Below are 23,045 nucleotides of genomic sequence, written 5' to 3' on the forward strand. Positions count from 1 at the left end.
TTTGTCTTCGAAATACCGGGAAGACAAGATCTTTGCAGGTACCTTTTGAAGTTCTTAAATGTCCTACTTGATTCTTTTGCCGCAACAATTACATTGAAGACTGCTTCTTATGTAATTCAGGCAGGTGACAGTCCCAAAGAGCAGGACAGTCACCTTACCCGGGTTGAATGCACATTAATATTGTATCCAAGTTTGAGCAAATGGTATTTTTGGGTTAGAACCACGTTGACAGCTGTTTTGCTATCATTTTATGGGCTTTTGCGTTCGGGTGGTTGATCTGGGAGAGCAGCTGTCTTAAATTTTTTCCGGATTTAATATGCCTTCGGTAGATTTTGAGACTGTCAACAAACCCGACTCCATTTTCTTTTGCAAGCTTTTCTACCTGCAACCCGTGTAGATTAAGCCGGTTATTTTCATTTTCAAGGTTCTCCGTCCAATCCCCGGTGGGTGAAAGAAGTATCACTTTTATCCCGGCCACTTTAGCCTTTTTTATCATAGAGTTCCAGTATTTTTTCGCAGGTTTGAGCCCAAGTCCCCGGTCATTCAGAGAGTAATCTATGGTTACAACATCCGGCTTTAGACTTAGGACGTCCCTTTTGAATCTCTTCGCCCCGCTTTTGGAGTTTTCCCCGCCTATGGCGGTGACTATCACATTCACCACGGCATAAGGATATTTTTTCTTTAGAGCAAGATGCAGGAGGTGCGGGTAAGAATTAAAAGTATCGACAAAAGGGGTTTTGAAATATCCAGAAGGAACACTGTGCCCGTGACACACAATATTAACAGTACGGTTAGCAGGCCACTTGGAACGCATAATAGATTTTACTTCAGATAAATATTTCTTCTTGTTGGCAATGGACATATCATCCTTTCAGTAATAAATAATTAAGAACTAAGCACTAATAACTAAACAATAAGATTAAAATCATAAGCACTAAACATAAGGAGGTTTATTAAAACAATTACAACGATTTAGTTTAAGATTTAATTATTAAGTATTTGGTTTTTGTTGTCGAGTAGAATTTAGTGCTTTGCTCTTAGTCATTGCTCTTTATAGTAAACCATTTTGATCTTATTTTGCACGAGATCATAGCCAGAAAGAGTGAGATTATTGTGCTCCAGGGAGTAAAAGAGCAATGCGCTTTATAACCCAGAGGGCAGAGCTTGCTTGCAGCAGCATCCGGGATCAGTGTTATTACCGCAGATAAAGTCATAATTACCGTGAACGCCATTAATATCCCGTACCAAGGCTGCTTTTTTATTTTTGTCATTTTGCCACCTTCTTTGTTTAAATTCCTTTCCACGATTTATTCCTTATATCTTTTTCTCTTTCGGATTTGATTTTGCAAACCGTCTAAACATCCAAACATCTAACCTTCGGTTATTTTCCCTGCTTCCGCCTAGGCGGATTTCGCGAAGAATTAAGGTTCTGATATTTAATACTTCGCTCAACTTCCCTTACTGCTTCTACTGTCCTTGCTTTCTCTACTTTTCTTACTTCCCCTGTTCCTTGAGCTGCGCTTTGATCGATTCAATCCTGAGTTTTGCCGCATTTATCCATTCATCCTTCCCTGCATTTTTTATAATATCATTATATATATTTATTGCTTCATCAATTTTTTTCTTTTCTTCATATATCTCCGCAAGCTTAGCCAGGCCTGTAAGACGCCAGGCCCCTGATTTTGGCTCCATTTCACCAAGTTTAATAAGCTCTTTCTCCGCTTCATCATTTTTATCCTGCTTCATAAAGCATTCCGCAATCTGATACTGAATCTCTAGACTTGCTTCATCACCGTTTTTAAAAGGATATTTTCTGTAAGACTCCAAAGCAAGGTCAAATCTCTTAAGTTTTTGATAAATATTTGCCGCTTCAGAAAGTGAAGAAAGCGCATTTTGATCCGCCGGGTATTTTTTATTAAACTCCGTATAGGTTGCCGCCGCCTCTTCAAGCTTATTTGCCTTTTTGTAGGCTAAAGCCATGTTAAACATCGCCGCAGAGGCAAACTCAGATTCCGGAAATTTCTTTAGTATTTCCTTATAAGACAGTGCGGCATCCGCAAATAATTTCAGATTATAGTTGGAAGTCGCCGAATGAAATAATGCATCAATGACGTATTCATCCGCAGAAAAATTATTTATATACCTGCGGTAAGCCGAAAGTGCTTCTTCATAATTCTGCAATTTATAGTAAGATTCCGCAAGAAAGAAATGAGCTCCTCCCGCAGAGGAAGTCTCCGGATAATCCATTATGACTTTTAACAACTCCTCAGCCGCTTTATCATATTTCTTATCATCATAATATTTGCGGCCTATTTTAAATTGTATCTCTCCTGCAATCTTCGAATTCGGATATTTTACAAGAATACTTTTTAAGGTATCTATGGATTCCGAAACAGGATTTTCCGTATCAGCACCGGCTGCCGTTGTTTTTGTGCCGGCGGTTACCGCCGCAGCAGAAGCTTCGACCTTCTTTTTTGTTGCCGACTCAAGGGATTCTATAACATCCGCGACCTGCGCATCCTCAGGATAGAGATCAAGGTATTTTTTAAATTCCTTCATGGCACTGTCATATTCTCTTGCATTATAATAACTCTGTCCGATTCTAAGCTGTGCGTCTTTTACCCACTTTGCCTCGGAATAATTGGCAATTAGTTTTCTAAAAGCCGTGACCGCTTCTGTGTATTTCTGCGCTCTAAAGTAGGTATCGGCAACTTGATAAAGAGCTTCCGGGGCTTTTTTATCGTTTTTGTATTTTTCAACAAGGTTTTCCCAGGATTTAATTGCATTACTGTAGTATTCAAGACGGTAGTAGCAAAGTCCGCTTCTATAAAGCGCTTCAGGGGCAAGAACATCTTCCGAATTGTCATTAGCATACTTCTCATAAAGAGAAAGTGCTTCAGTATATTTTTTTTGATTAAACAAACTGTCGGCGATCTCATACTGCGACTGTGTAACCATCTTATCATGAGTGTCTTTTGTTTCTTCCTGATCAAAAGACTCTAATACTTTTTTTGTTTCTTTCTCCGCCATATCATATTTCCCTGTTGCATTTGAGACATAAGACATTCCCGACTGGGCATGAACAGCTTCCGGAGTATTTTTAAAATCCCTGCGGATCATATCAAAGACCATCTGTGCATCCTTATAAAGACCCGAACGGAAGTAAGCATCTGCAACATACAGGAACGTACGAGCTCTCCATACACTATCCGAAGGTTTTAAAGTATTGGCTATAAATTGATAGTTGGTTATTATCTGATCGAAATTACGCTGCTCATACTCGCTGTCATTTAACAGGCAAAGAGAGGCCTCATAAAGATTGGTAGCCGGCATCTTGTCCAGCACCATTCCGTAATATTTTGAAGAGTCTGCGAATTTTTTCTCCTTGTAAAAATTATTGGCTGTCATATAAAGTGAATACGGGAATAGTTCATGCCGGTCAAAATCCCTGTTATACTGTTCATAAGCCCCTGCCGCCATAGGATAGGCCCCAACCGTGTAATAACACCAGCCGATTTTGTACTGAGCATAGGGTGCTACATTTTCTTTAAAATACTCGGTGACGACGCTGCCGTATTTTACGTTTGCTTCACTCAACTTAGACTGTTTTCTTAACGATTCGGCAATCAGATACGCCGAAACAGGAGCGACCTCAATATCAGCATAGGTTTTTCTGGTGTCTTCAAAAACCTTAATTGCTTCGTTATAATTTTTCTGAAGAAAGAAAGAGCAGCCGATTTTATAGGAGGCATACGCTTTATAAGCGCTCTTGGGAAATTGATCCATGAATTTTCTGTAAGAATTAGCCGCTGAGAAATAATCTGTAGCCGAATAAAAGGACTCGGGAATAGAGTAAGATGCTCTCTCAACATAATTGCTTTTTGGGAACTCAATGACTACTTTTCTGTAATTTACTATTGCCGAAAAACCCTTACCTTGAAGGTCCAGACACCTGCCGGTATAATAATAGCCTTCCGCTGTTTTAACATTTTTGAACCGCTCGTAAGCAGCACTTATATCATTTTTATAATATGCTATAAGCCCGAGAGCAAACTGGACTTTAGGACTGTCGGCATAGGCAGGATACATGGTTCCAAGCTGTACCAGCACATTTGCGGCCTCTTCCCATTTCTCCCGAATAAGGCAGCAAAGCGCAATGCTGTATATTGCTTCACTTTTTAAATATGAATCCGAATAAACATTCGTAAGGTCTCTGAAGGTTTCTATAGCTTTTTCATAATTACCCTTATTATAATAACATTCCGCTATGCGAAAAAGAGCGTCATCACTTACTTCGTTTCTGGAGTAACCTCCTACTTTTTTATATTCTTCTATCGCATTATCAAAGGTCGGAATAAACGGCACTTCCTCGGGAAGAACAACACCTTTTTCGTCAACTTTGGATTTTAATCTCAAATCCTTCACTTGCTTAAGGGAAAAAGCTTTTATTGCTTCTGTAAATAAACATTCACCAAGCATAAATTGGGCTTTTGGTGCCTTATCAGAATCCGGAAAATATCGAATGAATCTTTTATACTCATAAAAAGAATTCTTTTTATCTTCGTTTTGAATATAAAGCTTTGAGGCAATTGTATATTGCCCTTTCTCGGTAAGCTGCGACTGAGAAGGGTTATCCGCCTGCTTGTCAGCTCCGTATATCGAAGCCCCGAGTAGACCGGCTATGATTATTATTTTAAGCATCTTTTCCATATTTTTCTAACTTTCCCCGCTATTCTTGATTATGATTTCACTGATTACAAATCTACAGGATTCCACTGATACAAACCTTTTCCCGGCTTACTATTCTTTCTGTTATTAACCTCTTCGAGCTTACATAGGAGATTTTCAATTATTCATGCCAAATTTCCGCTAAGGGCGAAATCTCGTCAGAAACTCTGACGGACAGGCTGCTCGGGGATTTCTTTGGCATAACGTCATAAGCTATTATACATCAAGTATTATATATAATCTATTATTTTCCCTAAAAACCAAGCAATAATAAGATTTTAATACACTATATTTCTATTTCTAAATCAGCGGAATCCTGTAGTTCTATAATCGGTGGAATCTAACCCAAAATCCGTAAAGATATCCGCCTAAATAAGTCTGATATTCTGCTTGCGCAGGATTTCGGATTACTGTATTTCCAGCTCTGATTCGGCGCTCGGTATCCGGGTATCAACTGTAACGTTATTGATAACTCTTTCAATCTCATTTACTTTATCTATCAGCGTCAATTCTATTTCATAATCTCCGTCTTTCACCATATCACCGTTTTCAAGCTTTGCATCCCAGATATAACTTAAAGGCGGAGTATCCCTGCCTTCTAATTTCTTTATCATATTTCTTTTCACATCTCTGATTGCAACCTGCCAGCTTTTCGTTCCATATTTAGTTGCCCCAATAAAAGTTATTTTAACGGTTTTATTTTTTCCCGCAGGAGAAAATGTTTTTGGACTGACTTTAATTCCCATGTCAAAGGAGCCAAACTTTATACCGGCGGTTATCTGATGGTTAAAATCATTCGAGTATGTAGAAAGGGAGGTAACAGAAAAATCTATAAAATAATTACCGGAAGACAGGCCAAAACCGGCGGTCGGCACGGTATGATTTATTCCGCCTCTGATACTGAAATAACTATAAGGTTTGTACTCTATACCGCCGTGAAAAGAAAATTCCGCGTTCTCTTTTTTTTCAATATCTATGGTGAAGTTAATCCTGTGTTCATACAAGCTTATACACGCCCCGCCTCTTAGAGTTAGAGGGTACGAACGTGTAATATCAAGAGCAAACGTCGGTTTAATAAGATTGATGACCGCGCCGCTCAAAGTTAAAAAATCAAGATCATAAAAAGAAATACCGGCGTCAGCGCCAAAACCAAAAGCCGTACCACTTGAAAACGACTGATTGAATCCTTTTAAAGTGAGACCCAGGCTCCAGGAGTAAAATTCTTTACCAAGGGAAAGATAGGCCCCTGAAACAGTTTCATTTTTGAACGCATAATAAATACCACCCGCGGCAAAAGTCCCAAAGTATACAACAGGCTGGGTAAAACCCGCAAAACACATATTACTACCGTCAAAATTACTGCCATAAACTACGCCTAATTGATTATTGTAGACCCTGGCGAGTCCTGCCGGATTCCAATAAACCGCTGTGACATCATTAGAAAGTCCGACAAAGGCCTTTCCCATAGAAACAGCGCGGGCGCCTATTCCGTAGTCCAGATAATCAGAAGGCGAGTTTAAACTTCCTGCAGCATTTGACAAAAGGATACTTAAGGACAATAAAAGAGGCCCGAATAATTTCATTAGCTTTCCCTTTTTACCCGAAGTATAATATTTAAGTTACCTTTTCAGTTAGCCTTTCCTGCTTCAACCCTAAAACATTCCCATGTATCATTCGTAAAACTCAGGTACATAATCAGGTATAGGGTTTAACTCTGCACCCGAACATAGAGAGTGGTACAGGGTTAAATTTTAAAGAAACTCGTTATAGCTTTCATATCTGCGGATATTTCTTTCAAACTTATTTTCATTTCTTCTGCTTCTTTCCCTGCACCTATTTTATCCAGCTTTTTATTAAGATCTGATATTTTTTTATTTATCCTATCCAGGCACTTTCTGTCCTCAGCTACTGCTTTTCTTAACGCATGCATCATTTCATTAAAAGATATTTCGAAATCACGGAGCATATCACCTTTTCTCAAATCCACAAAAGTGGAGATATCCCCGTTAGTAATGTTTTTTATGCGCATTTCAAAAGCGTAAATGGGACCGGCTATCTTGTGTGATAAAAATACTCCGAGAAAAATATTTAGAAGCGTCATTCCGACAAAGGATAAAAGAAGTATTACATAAAACCTGTAAATATTATCCGAAACCTTCTGCGACATGGAAAGAGCATAGGAAAATATTCCCCCAAAGATTACAACTTCTATCGAAACAAGAACTATAAGGAAAATGGACATCTTAATCTGAAGATCAGTATTAATATATATTTGCTGCCTTTTAAATAGACTCATCAGATCTCCACTTCTTTTAAATATTTTGCCGCTTCTTCCGGCGGTGTCGGATTAATATAAAATCCGGAACCCCACTCAAAGCCGGCCACTTTTGTAAGTTTTGGAATAATCTCCATATGCCAGTGGCTAAAATAACCTTCGGTCTTTCTAAGAGGGGCCGTATGTATTATATAATTATACGGCGGATCATTTAATGCTCCTTTTATCTTTAAAAGTGTGTCTTTTAAAATTTTCGCCATATCGTAAGATTGCTCTTCGCTTATCGTAATAAAATCCGCATTATGAACTTTTGGGAGTATCCAGGTTTCAAACGGAAACCTCGGAGCAAACGGAGCAAACGCAACAAAATGTCTGTTTTCCAGTATTATCCTGGTTCCGTCTTTCATCTCCTGTTTTATCATATCGCAGAAGACACACCTCTCTTTATATTCATAATGATGCTTGGCTCCTCCATATTCTTCAAGAACCCTTTTTGGTATTATAGGCGTGGCAATAAGCTGCGAATGCGGGTGTTCAAGAGTTGCTCCGGCCGCATCTCCGTAGTTACGGAAAATAAGAAGATATTCAAACCTAAGATCGTTCTTTAAATCCTGAGATCTCATTTTATAAGTCCAGATAACTTTCTGCACCTGTTCATAAGAAAAATCAGCCATGCTCTTATCATGTTCAGGGGTTTCAATGATAACCTCGTGGGCTCCAATACCTTCCATCATATCATACATACCGTCACCGCGCCGGTTAAGATCTCCTTCTACCCTGAGTACCGGAAATTTGTTTGGAACAACTCTTACCTGCCAGCCCGGAGTATTACGGGCTGTATGAGCGGGACGTATTGCTATAATTTCCCCCGGAGTTTTTTCCTCGCTGCCATAGCAAAAAGGGCAAAACCCCCCCTTTTTTTCATGTTTGAAGGTGTCCATAAAATCGGTCGGTCTTTTAGATCTGTCTGTTGAAATAATAACCCATCTGTTGGAAACAGGATCTTTTCTAAGCTCAGGCATGTATTCTCCTTTTTCTCGTCAGGAAATCAGAAGAAATCGTAGAACTCTCAACTTACGACTTCTTGAATATTTACTTTAAAAGTATAGCATACACACAGGGTTAATTCAATTTGTAAAAACAATTACTCTTTTCATCTTCTTAATATATAATATTTCATGAATTATAATTTATTTGTTTTATTTTTACAGACCGACAACTGAGGCATTACCTAAGGTTTTCTGCCATCCTGAACCGGATTCAGGATCTCTTAATTTCGTAAAGATTACGAGGAATCAATGTTTCAATGTATTGACATTTAGCACTTATTCTAATAGAATAAACTATCATTAACTTAACGGTTGATTCTCGTTTGTTTTAATTAGAAGTATTTAAAAAAGCCGGACAAAAAGTAAAAAAAGAGAAAGCTAAAATAAATGACCTCAAAAGAAAGACTACATTGCATACTTAAGGGAAATATTCCGGACCGGGTACCTGTTTCAACATACGAGTTAAACGGCTGGAATTTTGATTCCTTTGAGAATAAAGAACCTTCCTATAAAAAACTAATGGATCTCGTAAGGGAAAAGACTGATTGTCTCTACATGTCAAGTGTTTCTTTTGATAATAGTTACATTGGGAAAAACACCATTGTTGAAAATAAAACTGAAGGCATTTCCACAATCTCTAATATTATAATTAAAACTCCGGAAGGAGATATTAAGAGAACCACGCGCGTCGACAGCAATGTTTATACTACCTGGAATCTTGAGCATTTTTTGAAAACTGACGAAGATCTCAAGCGCTACATGTCAATCCCCGACACACAGGAAAAACCTGACTGTTCCCGCCTTTTTGAAATAGAAAAAAAGCTTGGAGATAAAGGGATGATTTTACTGTCCATAGAGGATCCCATCTGCGTAGCGGCGGAACTCTTTGAATTTGGAGAGTTTACCATAAGAGCGCTTACACAGACAGAAGATATCGTAAAACTGCTGGATAAACTCTATTTTTCACAACTCGAACATCTTAAAGATATTTTAAAACAGATAAAAAACAGAGGCTATCTCTTCAGGATCTGCGGTCCGGAATACGCAACTCCGCCTTATCTTTCTCCTGAATATTTTCATGACTTTGTATGCAAATATGACAAGGAATTCATACGTCTGATAAAAGAAAGCGGTAATTTTGCGCGTATTCACTCTCACGGCAAAATAGCCAGGGTCTTTGACCATATACTTGAGATGGCCCCGGACGGGCTTGACCCTATTGAAGCGCCGCATAACGGAGATATATTACTTAAGGAAGCCAAAGAAAGAAGCAAAGGCAAACTCTGTCTCTTTGGAAACATTCAGCTTAGGGACCTGGAAAACGCAAAACCCGGGGAAATGGAAAATATTGTAAAAGACTGCATGAAAGACGCAAAAGAAGGCGGCCGTTATGTTATTATGCCGACCGCAGCACCTATCAATGTACCGCTTTCTCCAATTACGGCAAGAAATTATGAAATATTCATAGAAACAGCTTTAAAACACGGTAAATATTAAAAAAAGATTTTTTGATATTCAGGAGTTATAATGAGAAAAAAAGTTTATATTTGCAAAAATATTAGACAGCCCATAAAAATTGACGGAAATATAAATAAACCTGCCTGGAAAAAGATAAAGCCAATTACGGATTTTGAAACTCCCTGGAAAAAAGCAGGAGATCTTCACCAAAAAACCGAATGCCGTATCTGCAGAGATGATGATTTTTTGTATGTGGGTTATCTTGCTTATGATATTGACATCATCTACATTGACAGAGGTTATAAAGGTGTTGTCTGTCTTGACGATGTTGTAGAGATTTTTCTGGATCCCCATCCTAAAGACAAAGATTATTTCGGTTTTGAAGTCAATGCCGGCGGCTATTACCTTGACTATGCCGCCAGTTTCTACAGAAAATTTAATAATAAATGGAGCGCAAAGGGTTTTAAAACAAAGACTATTATAAAGAAAGGGAAGTATTTTTCCTGCGAAATGGCAATACCTTTCTCCGCCTTAAAACGCTACCCTGTCCCCGGAGAGATATGGAAGATAGGTCTTTACAGAGTAGATTACAACATGATAAATGGCGTGAAAAATGATGAGTATCATATCTGGCACCCCAACAAAAACAAAACCCCGGACTTCCACAGAGAAAAGTCTTTTGGAATACTGAAGTTCCAGTAACATTAAAGCAATTACTAAGATTAAAATTCTAAATCCTAAATAATCACTTAATAATAAAATCTTAAACAAAATCGTTGTCTTTATACTAATAAACTTCCTTACTTTTATCACTTAGTACTTTGACCTTAGTTATTGTTTATAATTTAGTATTTAGTTATTAGTGCTTGTTTTATTAAAGGTATTTCCAAAACCCTTTATTCTTCTCATCCCTGACGCCGGATAATATCAGGCGGTCTCTTGCTCTGGTCACGGCAACATAAAATATCCTTTTTTCTTCTTCCTCTTCTTTCATTTTAAGCTCAACAAATTCAGAGATCTTTCCCCTTATTTCCTTGTCCGGACAATATAATATCCCGGTCATATCCTTCCCCTCATTTACCCGTATATAATCTCTATCCCTCCTTACCTCTTCACCCATTCTGACAAAGAAAACCACAGGAAATTCCAGACCTTTTGCAGTATGAACCGTCATTATCCTTACAGCATCCGTATCTTCAGTGTTCAAGTTTGCTTTCGGCTCTTCATCAGTATCTACTCTTTCCTCAAAATAGGCCCGTATCTCCTGTAAAGAGTCGCCTCTGGTCTCAAACTCCTGCACAATTTCTATAAATTTCTTTATATTAGCCGATCTCTGAGGCTCCCAAAAATACTTCCAGCCTTTTGCTTTTTCCATGAAACTTTCCAAAATTTGATTTAACGGAGTTGTGTTAAGCATCAAGGAATGCTCTATAATTATTTTGAACTTTTCATTTGTTCTGATTTTTTCATATAACGTTTTTCCTTCTTTCGAAACTAAATCTATTATCTCTTCTTCTTTCAGTGAGAATAAACGGCTTTTTAAAAGCAAATAAAGGTTATAATCGTCAGTGGGTTCAATCAGCGTAAAAAGAAGAGATCTTAGAATGATGATTTCCGGCTGCTGATAAAAACCGAGCCCGTTTACAACAACATAATCTATTTTTGCTTTCGAAAAAGCTTCTTCAAAATCAGCCAGGTGCGTTCTTTTCCTGAGGAGTACAGCAATATCCCCTTTTTTTATTTTTCCGGATACTTCTTTATTGTCAACCCCTTTGGTATAAACATCTTCTTTCCCCACAAGTTCACTTATCCGTCCAGCTACTTTTCTTGCCTCTGCCAGACTGTCCTTCTCCCCTTTAGGAACTTCCAATATTTCAACTTTCCCCGCAACATTCCGGATAGAATCAAAGCTTTTATATTGTGTTCTCCATTTCGGTTCAAAACGTCCTCTGGTCATTATCCGTGAGAATATTTTATTTACATACTCTACAATTTCTTTACCGCTCCGGTAATTCTCGCTTACCTGTTCATATATAAACCCGCTGCCATACCACTTTTTCATTTCCACTACCGCAGTATCAAATACTTCTACATTCGCGCTTCGGAAGCCGAATATTGACTGCTTTTCATCCCCGACAATAAACAATGTGGGGATTATACCTTCATCTCTTTTACTTCCCAGTCCGGATCTCCATTCCTCGGTAAGCTTATTAATTATTGACCACTGAAGAAAGTTAGTATCCTGAAACTCATCTACAAAAATATGATCCGTTTGCTCGTCAAAAGCATAAAGTATATTGTCCACCTCTGTATGATTGTTTAACAGCTCATAGGTACTATATTCAAGATCATTGAAATCCAGAACATTTAATTCTTTCTTTTTCTTTGTATACTCGTTATTGCTGAATACAAATATTTCATAGAACATTAAAAGTTCATTATTATAAACAAAGCGCTTTGCCTCATTATAAAGATCAAATATTTTCTCATTAACAGCAGCATATTCTTCCCTGGATATTTTAATACCCGAGTCTTTCGGAATGTTTTTTCTGGGGGTACCCGCGGTTGTAAGGAGCAAATCCCTTATGGAATCAACAGCATAAACAATACTTTCCGGAGAGTCTTCTTTGATTATCTCTTTGTAATGATCTTCAAAGTAAGTATCCTCTTTCAAAGCGGTAACCGCTGAAAATTGCGTTTTTTTAAAATTTGAAACATTGAGTAACTTTGGTCTTCCGACTAACGTCGCAGGACGGAGTAAAAAGAATTTCTCTATTATTTCTTTTAATTTACTCCACCCATATTTAGAGCTAAGGTCTACCAGATGCTTTCGTAAAGCTTGAATATTTTCTTTTCCTTTCACCTGCTCTGATTCTATTATTCCGGTAAAAGAGGAAGATAAAACGTTATCAATCAGACCGGTATCTTTCGGATCTACTATCTCAAAATTGGGATCCAGATCAAGTTCAAACGCAAATCTCTTCAGCAAGCTTAAACAAAAACTATGAATGGTTGAGATTCTCATCAGAAATATTTTTTCTTTAATATTTTTGTAAAGTTCGGGTTTTTCCGCTTTTAAAATCCTTAGAATTCTTTCTTTCATTTCCACTGCCGCTTTTTCGGTAAAAGTAATAGCCAGAATCCTTTCCGGACTTACCCCTGCAGACAAAAGTGCAATGTACCGGCGGGCAAGCTTTTCAGTCTTACCGGAACCCGCTGGAGCGGAAACAACGACGTTCTTGGTTATGTCGAATATGGACGAAGGATTGCTCATGGTGTATTATACGATACCCCGGATAAAGTTTACATGCAATAAATCACACAATGAAGTACTATTGACTAATGACTAGTGACTATTTTATGAAGGCAAGATAATGACTTTGCCATATTATTTCAATTACTTAATTTAATATTGGAGTAAGTTTTATTCAATTCTCATAGTTCGTCAATAGTCAATTATTTTTTATTTGATTAACTTACTTTTCACGGTTTTTATAGACGCCACAAATATTGCCGTTAATTCATCTGTCTCCTTGATCAATGTTTCTATTTCACGGCCATTAGCGCTGTTTGTTTCCTGCAATAGCTCAAGCCAATATCTGGTTTCTATTATTTCCTCTTCTACCGGACGTCCCTGAACGCACAACTTGGTTGAAGATTATCTTATTAACTCTGGATTCTCTTAATATCTCGGTAAGCCTTATAATATTAATAGAGAATATTTTAACTCTCTTTAATAGTTCATTTTCCTTTCTCATATTCACCCCTTTAAAATATTAATTTTATTCTTTATTTATCTTTTATAAATATTCCTCCCTAAATAGTCATTAGTCACTAGTCAATAGTACTTCTCTTAGTAGAAAATATCTCTTTTTCCTTTCTTAATTTCCGTCAGTCCTTCTTTCACCCTTGTGAGCAATACCGGGTTTTCTATTTTTTTCGTGTAATAGTCTATAACCTTGTATCCGTCCTCTTTTAATTTATTTGAGGCAAAATCCTCGAGGTATTCGGCAAAGGTGAGCAAACCGTTTGTGCGGCAAAAAGTGTGAATTTCTCCGGGCTTTGACAGATACATAAAATCTTCTCCCGTCCGTCCCAGCCTGTAGCAGGCTGTACAGAAAGAAGGTAACAGCTTGTCCGCCAAAGCATCTTTTATGACCTCTTCAAGGCTTCTCGGGTCGTGAGAGGTAAATTGCACCGAATCTGTCTGATTGCCGTATCCTCCCGTAGAAGTGACAGAAGCCGCGGAAGTCTGGGAAATGCCTATCTTAAATGCCTTTCTTCTAATCTCGGGAGTTTCCCGTGTTGAAATTATCATGCCGGTATATGGGACGGAAAGTCTGAGTATGGCGATTATCTTTAAAAAATCATCATCTGAAACAGGATATTCCGGAGAGTATTTTACCGTCGGCGCTTCACAAAGACGGGGTACAGATATAGTATGCGGTCCGACGCCTCCGACCTTATCCATATGCTCTGCGTGAGCAATAAGACCGAGAACTTCGAACTTCCAGTCATAAAGCCCGAAGAGAACACCAAGCCCCCGGTCATCAATTCCCGCTTCCAGAGCTCTGTCGTGCGCGGTTAACTGCCTGTCATAATCAGCTTTTGGGCCTTTATGCAGTTTTGCATAAGTAGGCCTGTGATATGTTTCCTGAAAAAGCTGGTAAGTCCCGATATTCGCGGCTTTTATTTTTTTGTAATTTTCCACAGTAGTCGCGGCAATATTTACATTGACCCTGCGAATGTTACCTTTTTCGGTTTTAACTTTATAAATTTCGTTTATTACATCAACGACATACTCTATGGGATTTTCTTTTTTATCTTCTCCGAATTCCAGCAGAACTCTCTTGTGCCCCATATTAATAAGTATCTTTACCTGCTCTCTTACCTGTTCCAGCGTAAGCTTACTTCTCTTTAGACCTTTATTTGTCTGATGAAAATTACAATAGGCACAATCATTCATGCAATAATCCGAAACATAAAGAGGTGCAAAGAAAACAAGACGTTCGCCGTAGATCTCTTCTTTTATTTTAGCAGCAGTATCAAACATCTCTTTAAGAAGCCGGGGCTCAGTAAGATTAATAAGAACTCCCACCTCTTCAAGGTTCAAACCTTTTCTTTCCTTTGCCTTGTTAATTACATTTTGCACTATTTTTATGTCAGGCTCTTTCGTTTTTTCCAAAACCTTAAGTATTCTTACTTCATCAATAATGTTCATTATTTTTCCTTCCCGCAGACTTTGCAGAGTAAATTTCTTTTTAATATAACCTTACGAAACTCTTGTTTTAATCCGTCCCAAGTTAAAAGTTCGCTGTTCAAATTCCCGCCGGCTCCGGAAAGATATTTTACCGCTTCCATAGCCTGAAGTGAGCCGATAACTCCGGGCGTTGCTCCGAGTACAGGGAATATTCCTTTTACCGGCAAGCCTTCAAATATACAAGCAAGACAAAAACTTTTTCCCGGTCTGATAAACGCCAGCTGTCCAAAGAAACCGTATATCGCGCCAAACAACAGGGGCTTTTTCTTTTTAACAGCATAGGCGTTGAGAAGGAACCTTGTTTCAAAATTATCCAAACAGTCAAGGAGAATGTCGGCTTTTTTTACATATTTATCTATGTTCGCACCGGTTATTCTTTCAGTAACCGCTTCTATTTTAATATTACTGTTTAAAGCTTCCAAGGTGATCTTGGCAGAGAGTGCTTTGTTTTTTCCTATCCTTTTCATTCCATGTAGTACCTGACGGTTAAGATTAGAAAGCTCTACCTTATCAGCATCAGCTATTATGATCCGCCCAACTCCTGCTCCGGCAAGATAAAAAGCAGCAGAACTCCCAAGACCGCCCGCGCCGACCATAAAAACGGTTGATTTTTTAAGCCTTTTTTGCCCTTTTTCCCCAAAAAGCAAAATCTGCCGCTTATATATTTCTTTTTCAGATGATGATAAAGTTGTTCTCATATTACTATATTATATCTGCTTATCAAGAGATTTTTCAATGATAATAGTCATAAATAAAGAAAGTCTATAAAAGTCCGTCAAAGTCCATAACCGTCTATAAAGGTAAAAGAAGGTTTTACGTTGCTAACGTAACTGAAATAATCGGCTATTTTGTCATATATAATATTTTTGAGCTCTGTTTACGTGGTATAATTGTATTGTGGATTTCTGATAGATCAAAGGGGTCGCAAATGAAAGCAATGCCGGTGCAAATAAAAAATGCAGTAAGAAAAGTTCTGATCGCAAATACGGGGTATTATATTACAGCCACTCAAATTTACAATGGCCTGTCAGCTCCGACACGCCGTGGACTTAAGTCTTACGCTGAAAGATGTAAAATGCCGGAAAAATCCAATGGTACTCTGCATGCAGTAGCGGAAGCCGCCAAATTGGTTGCAGAGGACACAGACGGAACTCACACTAAATCAGGCTGGAAAAACTGCAGACTTTACTGCATAAAAAAAGTAAAAGCAGAAAGATAAAACGCTGTAACTATTTTACTATTTATAACACTGGCTGTCTTCGGCCAGATAGTCCAGGGATAAACTGTATGCCAGAGCCGGGCAGCCGCGGCAGTCTAAATATTCACATTCTTTGCACTTTCCCTTCTTAAGTCCGGTCATAATATTATTAAGCACCGTAGATTCAATTATCTTTTCAAGCGGTTCCTTTAATATATTGCCGATCTTTAAACCAAACCTGCGGCAAGGATAAACATCAGCGCTCGGCATAATACAGAAGTTATTCTTTCCTATGTTGCATTCCGCTCCGGAAAGTTCGATCTTTCCGTCCTTTAATATTTCTATCCAAAAAGCTCTCCAATCGTATATATCCGGTTTGCTCTGCTTTTCTCCAGAAAGATCCAGCATTGTTTCAACAAGTTCTTTCCATTCATTTTTGTTTAAGACCTCTTTTTTTATTTTACGGCCCTCTCCCATAGGAATAAATCTTTCTATTATCAAGCCGTCTGCTTTTATTTTCCGGCATAATTTCACAAGCTCCAAAACATCGGACAGGTTTGATTTCATCACGGTAAACATTACCGTGACAGGAATACCGTTCTTAATAAGCATTTCAATAGCTTTAACTGCTTTATCAAAAGAACCTTTTCCTCTGATTGAATCATTTACGGAAGGTACAGCTGACTCAAGAGAAACCTTAATACCCGAGAGTTTTCTCATGGATTTTAATCTGTTGATAGTTTCAAGATCAATAAGCATTCCATTCGTTATAATGATGTATTCCCGTACTTCTTTTAATGAATCAAGATAAGCACAAAGCGGGAATAATTCTTTTTTTAGAAAAGGTTCTCCGCCGGTAATATTGTAAACAATATCAATTTCTTTTCTTGCAGCCGTAGAAGAAACAGAATCTGCAATCTGCTTTAAACTATCTATATCAAGTTCTTTATCCGCCGTGTAAATGTCCTGATAACAATGCTTGCACCTCAAATTACAAACATTTGTTATATGCCATTGAAAATATAACTCTCCGGATTTATCCTCCTTGAAAGATTGGCGGACAGGCTGCTCAGAGTTTTGACGATAGGAAGATATTTTATCACTCATGCCAAATTTTCCGCGAGCTCATCCGCCCAAAAGATTGGCGGATCCGCTAAGGGCGAGATCTCGGCAGAAACTCTGACGGACAGGCTGCTCCGGGTTTTCTTTGGCATAGCATCATAAAGTCCACTCAATTTTCTATCCTTATACACGGTTTTTTTCGCCTGAGGAGGACACTTACCCGCCAAGCTTAAGGGCGGTCATCCACGGGTTTACACCGGCGGTTTTCAAAACCGCCCGCACAACAAATCTCATTCAATCGTAAATTGTAAATTAATTAATCTTTCTTCCAGATACGCTGCAAACTTGTCCAGGTCTTTTCCTGCCGTCGCATCAAGGTAAAACACCTTCGCTTTCGGATTTAACCTTGCAATGTCTTTCTTTACGCCTTTCACGCTAAAATCGAAATGCCTTAGAAGATCGAACTTGTTCACGACAATCACATCAGCCTTCATGAACATCGGCGGGTACTTGCTGATCTTATCATCACCTTCCGTTATCGATGTCATGGAAATACGCAGATGTTCTCCAAGGTCAAATTCCGCGGGGCAAACCAGGTTACCTATATTCTCAATGAAAAGAATATTAACTTTTTCTCCAAGCTTCTTATAGGCTTTCCGTATCATCTTCGAAGTGAGATGGCAGGCATTGCCTATCTGGTCCGTATTTAAAAGCGCTACGGGAATTTTTAACTTTGCGATTTTCTCCGCATCTTTAGCAGTCGCTACATCACCTTCAATTACACCGAGGGAATACTTCTTTTTTAGAAGTTTTATAATCCCGGAGATGAGAGTAGTTTTTCCGGAGCCGGGGGAACCCATGAAATTTATGACAAAGATATTTTGCTTTGTAAAATATTTACGCGCTTTATTAGCCGCCAAATCATTTTCTTCAAGGATGTTCGCGGAAAGTTTTATTTTCTTCAATTTCTATTCTCCTTCAATACCGCTGATTATCAACTCATTTCCCTCTTTGATCTTCATTTCTTTTTTACCGCATTTAACACACTTTAACACAATATTTTCCGGGATTTTGACAATAATTTCATTGCCGCAAACCGAACATTTAATCTTTAATTTTATTGCGCATACCCTTATTTTTACATTTTTAAAAAGCTCTTCCTTACCAAGCATTTTAAATGCATCTGTGAGAAGTTCTGAAACAACATTTCTTAAAATTCCGACTTTTAATCTGATAACCTTTAACTTTTTTATTCCATTCTTTTTGCATTCTTTTCTTAAAACACCCGCTATCGAGGTTACCAGTGAAAGTTCGTGCATCAGACTAACCCTATATCCGTAGGCGCTCGTCCTATTGATTCAAGGAGTTTCAGGACTTCCTTTATCCGGTCTTCCACAGTCTGTTCCATCCCTTTTCTCCCGGGATATATCTCGTAGTGATCCCGGTACTTTTCCGGGGTAAGGTTAATCATTAAAGAATTTGCTCCGGACATCAAACCTTTTTTTGCCCCTCCCTTTTTATCAAGCGTTTCCAGGGCAGTGGTCACCACTATCTTTGACTCCGGGTAAAGAATCCTTGCCCGGGCTATTACAGTGAGTACCTCGTCAAGCGTGGGGATTCTTTCCTTGGAAAGAGGAGTCCCTTTATGAGGTATAAAAGGACCGAAGGAGAACATTTCCGGATTTATATCACCTGTCAGCCTGATATCATCCATAAGGTCATGCTCAGTCTGGCCGGGAAGGCCTATCAAAAATCCAGATATTACCAAGTATCCCAGCTCTTTAAGTTTGTTTATCAGCGCAAGTCTGTCTTTGAGTTTCTTACCTTCCTTCATACTTTCGTAAATTTTCTCATTGGCTGTTTCAAACCTGATAAGTGCTGATTTGGCGCCCGCTTCGTAAAGGTTTTTGTAAACTGACACCGGCCGATCTCCGATACTTAAAACTATGAGAACACCGCACTTCTCTCTGATTCTTTTAACAAGCAGGAGAAGTTTTTCCTCGGTATACCAGGAATCTTCCCCGGATTGAAGCACAAGCGCTTTAAAACCAAGCTTGTTGACTGCATTGTCCGCCTGTTTTACAATCTCCTCGATAGTCATACGATAGCGCTTTACTTCCTTATTATTTTTTCTTATCCCGCAATACATACAATCGCAGGTGCAGTAATTGGAAAATTCTATTATACCGTGCACGCAGCAGGAATTATCCTGATGTTTTTGCCTGGTGGCGTTAGCAATCTGGTAGAGCGTTTTTGGTTCCCGGGCAAGACGGAGATCCTTTTCTTTCAGCTTAAGAAATACTTCTTTCCAATTCTGAAGCAAAATTTCCGCCTCTTTCACCTCCACGGTGGAAACAATAAATCCCCCCTGAGCATAAACATACTGTCCGGGCGTAAGCTCATAGAACTCATTCTTGGCTTTCCTGATCTCGCCAAAGTATTCGACGGTGACCATTTTACCGTCTATTTTTAAAACCTTACCGGGTATGGAGTAACACATGTCAACCTCGACTAAAACATAGTTTTGCAGCAACTAAATATGTTTACAGTAAAACCAAAGGATATTATTTTTTATACTGAAACAGTACTTTGTAAATCTCGAAAATAAATCTTTATCTTTTTAATTAAACATCCCCGTAAAAAGAAAACGCACGAATCGGAAGAGTTACCGGCCCGTGCGCAAAAGTAAACTTACTTTATTATTTTACCGATTTCAGCAAGTAATTGTTCCGGTTTTACAGGCTTTTCAAGCACTGCTTTTACCGGAAGCCATTCTTTATCCGCTTCAAAGCCGAATGGAAGATTCATCTCTTTTCTTATTCCGGTGATCATTATTATAGGTATCTTGCTTAGTTTTTCATCTTTTGACAATTTTCTGCTGAATTCAAAACCTTCATCTCTTTTTGTCATCATGACATCAAGAAGAAGGAGGTCAGGGACATTTTTGCTTATTGCTTTTAGGCCTTCTTCACTGTTTGCTGCTGTGTTTACCGTAAAACCCTTTGATTCCAAAAGGTTCTTGGTTGCATCAACAAAATCCGGATCATCATCTATAATCATTATAAAACTTTTCGCCATACTTCCTCCTTTTAAAACTTATCAAAAGCCCCGGAAAAAAGGGCTTATTATTTTTATTATTTCACATTAATTATACCATAAATACCGGAATATTTGACCTAAATTTTCTTTTCAGGAACTGAAACAACATCCTATAAATCCTTATTTTAACTTGCAAAACATCCGGTTGACTAAAAGTTTTCATCCGGTTTCTATTATTAAACTGACCTATAGTTTTTGTATCACGCCAAGTAAAATTGACGGCTTTACGGGTTTATCCAGCACATATTTTACATTTTCCCACTTTTTGACAATTTCATCTTCCTTGTCGGTAAGTCCGGTTCTTTTAAAATAAGCTGTCAGAAAAATTACAGGAATTTTTTTCAGGCTTTCATCTAAATTCATTTTTTCGGCTATTTCAAAACCGCTGGTTTCCTTAGTCATTAAAACATCCAGCAGCACCAGATCCGGTTTTGAGTTTCTAATATGCTCTATCGCATTCTCATCTTTGTTTTCAACTTCAACATTATAGCTTGCCGCTTCAAGAAAATTCTCTACCGCTTCGGTAAAATCAAAATCATCATCTACAAGTAGAATATTTTTAATCACTTGCCGGCTCCCTGAAAACTATTTTCCTTTCTTTTCCAATTTTTTAAATTTCTCAAGTATACCCGGAACTTTCTCCGGGACCATTCTTACAAATATTTCCTCGTTCACCTGCATTACGGGCGACAAGCCGCAGCATCCAAGACATCTGGTAATACCCAGACCAAAAAGTCCGTCTTCGGTAACTTCACCGGGTTTTAACTTGAGCTCTTCCCGGAGTTTTTCTAAAATTCGAGCCCCGCCGGCCACATAACAGGCAGTGCCCTTGCACATAAATATCTGATATTTTGCCCTGGGTTTCAGCGAGAAGAAATTGTAGAAGGTCGCCATACCATAAATATGGGCGGTAGGCACTTCCAATTCTTCGGAAACCAAATCCATTGCTTCTCTTGGAATGTAACCAAAAATATCCTGGACTTTATGTAAAACCCCCATAAGAGCGCCTTGTTTGTCATATAGCGGCTTTAGGTGTTTGATATGCTCTTTAAGCTCTTTTAAATTGGCTGCAGTTTCTTTTTCTTTTAATTCAGGAGCGCATGTGCACTTATTCATTTTTCCTCCTTTTAACCTATACTTACCGTGTCTCTCAGACCGGATGGTATCCCTTTCGGACACTTGTGATGGTAATGAGTGTGTAATAATTTATGGGAAACTTCCCCGAGAGGCTTGATCAGAAATTCCTCGTAAATTTTGGTAATCAAAGGATTTTCATGAGATTTTCTGATTTTCTTTTTTTCATCAATTGAATACAAGCCCTCTGCTCGAAGAGAATACAGTTCCTTGTCCATAGCTTCAATATCGCCCTGCGGGTAGATCTGCCCGCCCCCTCCTATACAACCCCCGGGACAGGTCATTACTTCCACAAAATGGTAATTTCTTTTACCTTCTTTTATTTCCGTAAGCACTTTATGCACGTTGGCAAGGCCAAACACTACAGCCACATTAACTTTTGTGCCGGCAACATCCACGGTTGCTTCTTTTATTCCCGTAAGGCCCCTGACCACCTTAAAGTCAATTGAAGGAAGTTCTTTTTTTGTAATGACTTCATAAGCCGTCCGGAGAGCTGCTTCCATTACTCCGCCGGTAACACCAAATATCGGCGCGGCTCCCGTGGATTCCCCGAGAGGCTGGTCAAACTGCCCTTTTTTCAGCTCTTTATATTTAATTCCTGCCTGCTTTATCATTTTAGCAAGCTCTCTTGTTGTCAGCACCACATCTACATCCCTGAAACCGCTGGAGTTCATTTCAGGTCTGGCGCACTCGTATTTTTTAGCAGTACAGGGCATTATAGAAACAGAGTATATTTTAGCAGGATCCAGACCCATTTTTTTTGCGTAGAAAGTTTTAATTAGCGCGCCCATCATCTGTTGGGGCGACTTACACGTTGAAACATTCTCAATAAATTCCGGATGGAAAGTTTCAAGGTATTTTATCCAGCCCGGGGAACAGGAAGTGAACATCGGGAGCTTTCCGCCTGTTGTTAAACGCTTAATAAACTCATGGCCTTCTTCAATTATTGTAAGATCTGCCGAGAACTGAGTATCAAAAACAACTTTAAAACCCAGCATTCTTAAGGCAGTAACGGTTTCGTAGGTTTTATCCGTCCCCGGTGTAAAACCAAAAGCTTCCCCGATAGCCACTCTTACCGCCGGCGCAATCTGGACAATGCAAACCTTTTCCTTATCATTCAGGTTTTTAAAAGTTTCTTTTATCCCGTCTTTTTCGGTCAGGGCTGCCGTAGGACAAAACAAAGTACACTGTCCGCAATTAATACAGACGCTTTCCGACATATTCATATCATAAGCCGGTCCTACATTTGCTTTATAGCCCCTGGCGGAAACGGACAGAACATTAACGCCTTGTATTTCCGAGCAGACACGAACACACTTACCGCAAAGTATGCATTTATCCGGATCCCTTACTATAGAAGCAGAAGAATAATCTGCGGCAAAGCGTTTTCTTTCTCCGGGAAACTCGTACTCTTCAATACCCAGAGTAAGAGCCAGCTCCTGAAGTTCACAGTTATTATTTTTCTCACAGATCTGACATTCCCGGGGATGATTATCCAGAATTAATTCTACAAGATCCCTTCTTGCCTCCCTAATTTCGGGAGAATTTGTCTTAACGTTCATTCCTTCGGAAACTGCGGTAATACAGGATGCGGAATAATTTTTTGCGCCTTCTATTTCAACTATGCAAATCCTGCAGGCACCCACTGCGGAAAGTTTCGGATGATAACAAAGACGGGGAATATGAATTCCTGCAGCGTCCGCGGCCTGCATAACCGTAAAATCCGCGGGTACGGATATTTTATTTCCGTCTATTGTTAAATTTATCTGTTTTTTATCCATT

The 23,045-nt window shown here is 38.8% G+C and carries 21 protein-coding genes; 3 read left to right on the plus strand and 18 right to left on the minus strand.

From position 1 onward, the window contains the following. Positions 1-214: 214 nt before the first annotated feature. The 6 genes from A2536_06555 to A2536_06580 all read right to left on the minus strand — a co-directional run bounded on the left by A2536_06555 (position 215) and on the right by A2536_06580 (position 8,025). Complete coding sequence (locus A2536_06555; GenBank protein OGF45529.1) at positions 215-862, minus strand: lipase; 648 nt, start codon at positions 860-862, stop codon at positions 215-217. Positions 863-1,037: 175 nt separating this feature from the next. Next, positions 1,038-1,304, minus strand: a complete 267-nt coding sequence (locus tag A2536_06560; GenBank protein ID OGF45530.1) for a hypothetical protein — start codon at positions 1,302-1,304, stop codon at positions 1,038-1,040. A 190-nt stretch (positions 1,305-1,494) separates the two neighbouring features. After that, positions 1,495-4,710 carry a hypothetical protein gene (locus A2536_06565; protein ID OGF45531.1) on the minus strand — a complete coding sequence of 1,072 codons (3,216 nt, stop codon included), beginning with the start codon at positions 4,708-4,710 and terminating at the stop codon, positions 1,495-1,497. A 425-nt stretch (positions 4,711-5,135) separates the two neighbouring features. After that, positions 5,136-6,311, minus strand: a complete 1,176-nt coding sequence (locus A2536_06570) for a hypothetical protein (protein ID OGF45532.1) — start codon at positions 6,309-6,311, stop codon at positions 5,136-5,138. 161 nt (positions 6,312-6,472) lie between these two features. After that, entirely contained in the window at positions 6,473-7,024 is a 552-nt protein-coding gene (locus A2536_06575; protein OGF45533.1) for a hypothetical protein, read from the minus strand. Further along, positions 7,024-8,025 (minus strand): galactose-1-phosphate uridylyltransferase, encoded by a 1,002-nt coding sequence (locus A2536_06580; GenBank protein ID OGF45534.1) that lies wholly within the window; start codon positions 8,023-8,025, stop codon positions 7,024-7,026. Before A2536_06580 ends, A2536_06575 begins: the two co-directional genes overlap by 1 nt. A 414-nt stretch (positions 8,026-8,439) precedes the next feature. Between A2536_06580 and A2536_06585 the strand changes: the two genes are divergently transcribed. Together A2536_06585 and A2536_06590 are read left to right on the plus strand one after the other, a co-directional pair. After that, complete coding sequence (locus tag A2536_06585; GenBank protein ID OGF45535.1) at positions 8,440-9,549, plus strand: hypothetical protein; 1,110 nt, start codon at positions 8,440-8,442, stop codon at positions 9,547-9,549. A 30-nt stretch (positions 9,550-9,579) separates the two neighbouring features. Then, positions 9,580-10,212 (plus strand): hypothetical protein, encoded by a 633-nt coding sequence (locus A2536_06590; protein OGF45536.1) that lies wholly within the window; start codon positions 9,580-9,582, stop codon positions 10,210-10,212. A gap of 172 nt (positions 10,213-10,384) precedes the next feature. Here the strand turns inward: A2536_06590 and A2536_06595 are convergent, their stop codons facing one another. From A2536_06595 to A2536_06605, 3 genes are all read right to left on the minus strand, one after another. Next, positions 10,385-12,784, minus strand: coding sequence for a hypothetical protein (locus A2536_06595; protein OGF45537.1), 2,400 nt, complete (start codon positions 12,782-12,784; stop codon positions 10,385-10,387). A gap of 579 nt (positions 12,785-13,363) precedes the next feature. Next, a complete protein-coding gene (locus tag A2536_06600; protein OGF45538.1) occupies positions 13,364-14,731 on the minus strand; it encodes a [FeFe] hydrogenase H-cluster radical SAM maturase HydG in 1,368 nt (455 codons plus the stop codon). After that, on the minus strand, positions 14,731-15,468 hold the full coding sequence (locus A2536_06605; GenBank protein OGF45539.1) for an adenylyltransferase: 738 nt from the start codon (positions 15,466-15,468) through the stop codon (positions 14,731-14,733). Before A2536_06605 ends, A2536_06600 begins: the two co-directional genes overlap by 1 nt. A 230-nt stretch (positions 15,469-15,698) precedes the next feature. On the opposite strand from A2536_06605, the gene A2536_06610 reads away from it, so the two are divergent. Next, entirely contained in the window at positions 15,699-15,989 is a 291-nt protein-coding gene (locus A2536_06610) for a hypothetical protein (GenBank protein OGF45540.1), read from the plus strand. A gap of 18 nt (positions 15,990-16,007) precedes the next feature. Here A2536_06610 and A2536_06615 read toward each other — a convergent pair whose 3' ends face one another. From A2536_06615 to A2536_06655, 9 genes are all read right to left on the minus strand, one after another. Further along, positions 16,008-17,075 (minus strand): hypothetical protein, encoded by a 1,068-nt coding sequence (locus A2536_06615; protein OGF45541.1) that lies wholly within the window; start codon positions 17,073-17,075, stop codon positions 16,008-16,010. Next, a complete protein-coding gene (locus A2536_06620; protein ID OGF45542.1) occupies positions 17,072-17,257 on the minus strand; it encodes a hypothetical protein in 186 nt (61 codons plus the stop codon). The genes A2536_06615 and A2536_06620 overlap by 4 nt, the downstream gene beginning before the upstream one ends. A 63-nt stretch (positions 17,258-17,320) precedes the next feature. Next, on the minus strand, positions 17,321-17,995 hold the full coding sequence (locus A2536_06625) for a hydrogenase accessory protein HypB (protein OGF45543.1): 675 nt from the start codon (positions 17,993-17,995) through the stop codon (positions 17,321-17,323). Positions 17,996-17,998: 3 nt separating this feature from the next. Then, entirely contained in the window at positions 17,999-18,349 is a 351-nt protein-coding gene (locus tag A2536_06630) for a hypothetical protein (protein ID OGF45544.1), read from the minus strand. Then, entirely contained in the window at positions 18,349-19,377 is a 1,029-nt protein-coding gene (locus A2536_06635; protein OGF45587.1) for a [FeFe] hydrogenase H-cluster radical SAM maturase HydE, read from the minus strand. The genes A2536_06630 and A2536_06635 overlap by 1 nt, the downstream gene beginning before the upstream one ends. Before the next feature lie 344 nt (positions 19,378-19,721). Continuing rightward, positions 19,722-20,108 carry a hypothetical protein gene (locus A2536_06640; GenBank protein ID OGF45545.1) on the minus strand — a complete coding sequence of 129 codons (387 nt, stop codon included), beginning with the start codon at positions 20,106-20,108 and terminating at the stop codon, positions 19,722-19,724. A gap of 207 nt (positions 20,109-20,315) precedes the next feature. Further along, entirely contained in the window at positions 20,316-20,696 is a 381-nt protein-coding gene (locus A2536_06645) for a hypothetical protein (GenBank protein ID OGF45546.1), read from the minus strand. A gap of 18 nt (positions 20,697-20,714) precedes the next feature. Further along, positions 20,715-21,245, minus strand: a complete 531-nt coding sequence (locus A2536_06650; GenBank protein ID OGF45547.1) for a hypothetical protein — start codon at positions 21,243-21,245, stop codon at positions 20,715-20,717. Between the two features lie 11 nt (positions 21,246-21,256). Then, positions 21,257-23,044 carry a ferredoxin gene (locus A2536_06655; protein ID OGF45548.1) on the minus strand — a complete coding sequence of 596 codons (1,788 nt, stop codon included), beginning with the start codon at positions 23,042-23,044 and terminating at the stop codon, positions 21,257-21,259. Between the last annotated feature and the right edge of the window lies 1 nt (position 23,045).

The sequence above is a fragment of the Candidatus Firestonebacteria bacterium RIFOXYD2_FULL_39_29 genome, from assembly GCA_001778375.1.
Lineage (GTDB): Bacteria > Oederibacteriota > D2-FULL-39-29 > D2-FULL-39-29 > D2-FULL-39-29 > D2-FULL-39-29.

What these genes read in the sequence shown, in the direction of transcription:
- A2536_06605 (OGF45539.1), bottom strand. Translation starts at nt 15,468, where the DNA reads ATGAGAACAACTTTATCATCATCTGAAAAAGAAATATATAAGCGGCAG.
- A2536_06615 (OGF45541.1), bottom strand. Translation starts at nt 17,075, where the DNA reads ATGAGTGATAAAATATCTTCCTATCGTCAAAACTCTGAGCAGCCTGTC.
- A2536_06585 (OGF45535.1), top strand. Translation starts at nt 8,440, where the DNA reads ATGACCTCAAAAGAAAGACTACATTGCATACTTAAGGGAAATATTCCG.
- A2536_06565 (OGF45531.1), bottom strand. Translation starts at nt 4,710, where the DNA reads ATGGAAAAGATGCTTAAAATAATAATCATAGCCGGTCTACTCGGGGCT.
- A2536_06640 (OGF45545.1), bottom strand. Translation starts at nt 20,108, where the DNA reads ATGGCGAAAAGTTTTATAATGATTATAGATGATGATCCGGATTTTGTT.
- A2536_06575 (OGF45533.1), bottom strand. Translation starts at nt 7,024, where the DNA reads ATGAGTCTATTTAAAAGGCAGCAAATATATATTAATACTGATCTTCAG.
- A2536_06595 (OGF45537.1), bottom strand. Translation starts at nt 12,784, where the DNA reads ATGAGCAATCCTTCGTCCATATTCGACATAACCAAGAACGTCGTTGTT.
- A2536_06600 (OGF45538.1), bottom strand. Translation starts at nt 14,731, where the DNA reads ATGAACATTATTGATGAAGTAAGAATACTTAAGGTTTTGGAAAAAACG.
- A2536_06650 (OGF45547.1), bottom strand. Translation starts at nt 21,245, where the DNA reads ATGAATAAGTGCACATGCGCTCCTGAATTAAAAGAAAAAGAAACTGCA.
- A2536_06570 (OGF45532.1), bottom strand. Translation starts at nt 6,311, where the DNA reads ATGAAATTATTCGGGCCTCTTTTATTGTCCTTAAGTATCCTTTTGTCA.
- A2536_06655 (OGF45548.1), bottom strand. Translation starts at nt 23,044, where the DNA reads ATGGATAAAAAACAGATAAATTTAACAATAGACGGAAATAAAATATCC.
- A2536_06555 (OGF45529.1), bottom strand. Translation starts at nt 862, where the DNA reads ATGTCCATTGCCAACAAGAAGAAATATTTATCTGAAGTAAAATCTATT.
- A2536_06580 (OGF45534.1), bottom strand. Translation starts at nt 8,025, where the DNA reads ATGCCTGAGCTTAGAAAAGATCCTGTTTCCAACAGATGGGTTATTATT.
- A2536_06630 (OGF45544.1), bottom strand. Translation starts at nt 18,349, where the DNA reads ATGCACGAACTTTCACTGGTAACCTCGATAGCGGGTGTTTTAAGAAAA.
- A2536_06610 (OGF45540.1), top strand. Translation starts at nt 15,699, where the DNA reads ATGAAAGCAATGCCGGTGCAAATAAAAAATGCAGTAAGAAAAGTTCTG.
- A2536_06590 (OGF45536.1), top strand. Translation starts at nt 9,580, where the DNA reads ATGAGAAAAAAAGTTTATATTTGCAAAAATATTAGACAGCCCATAAAA.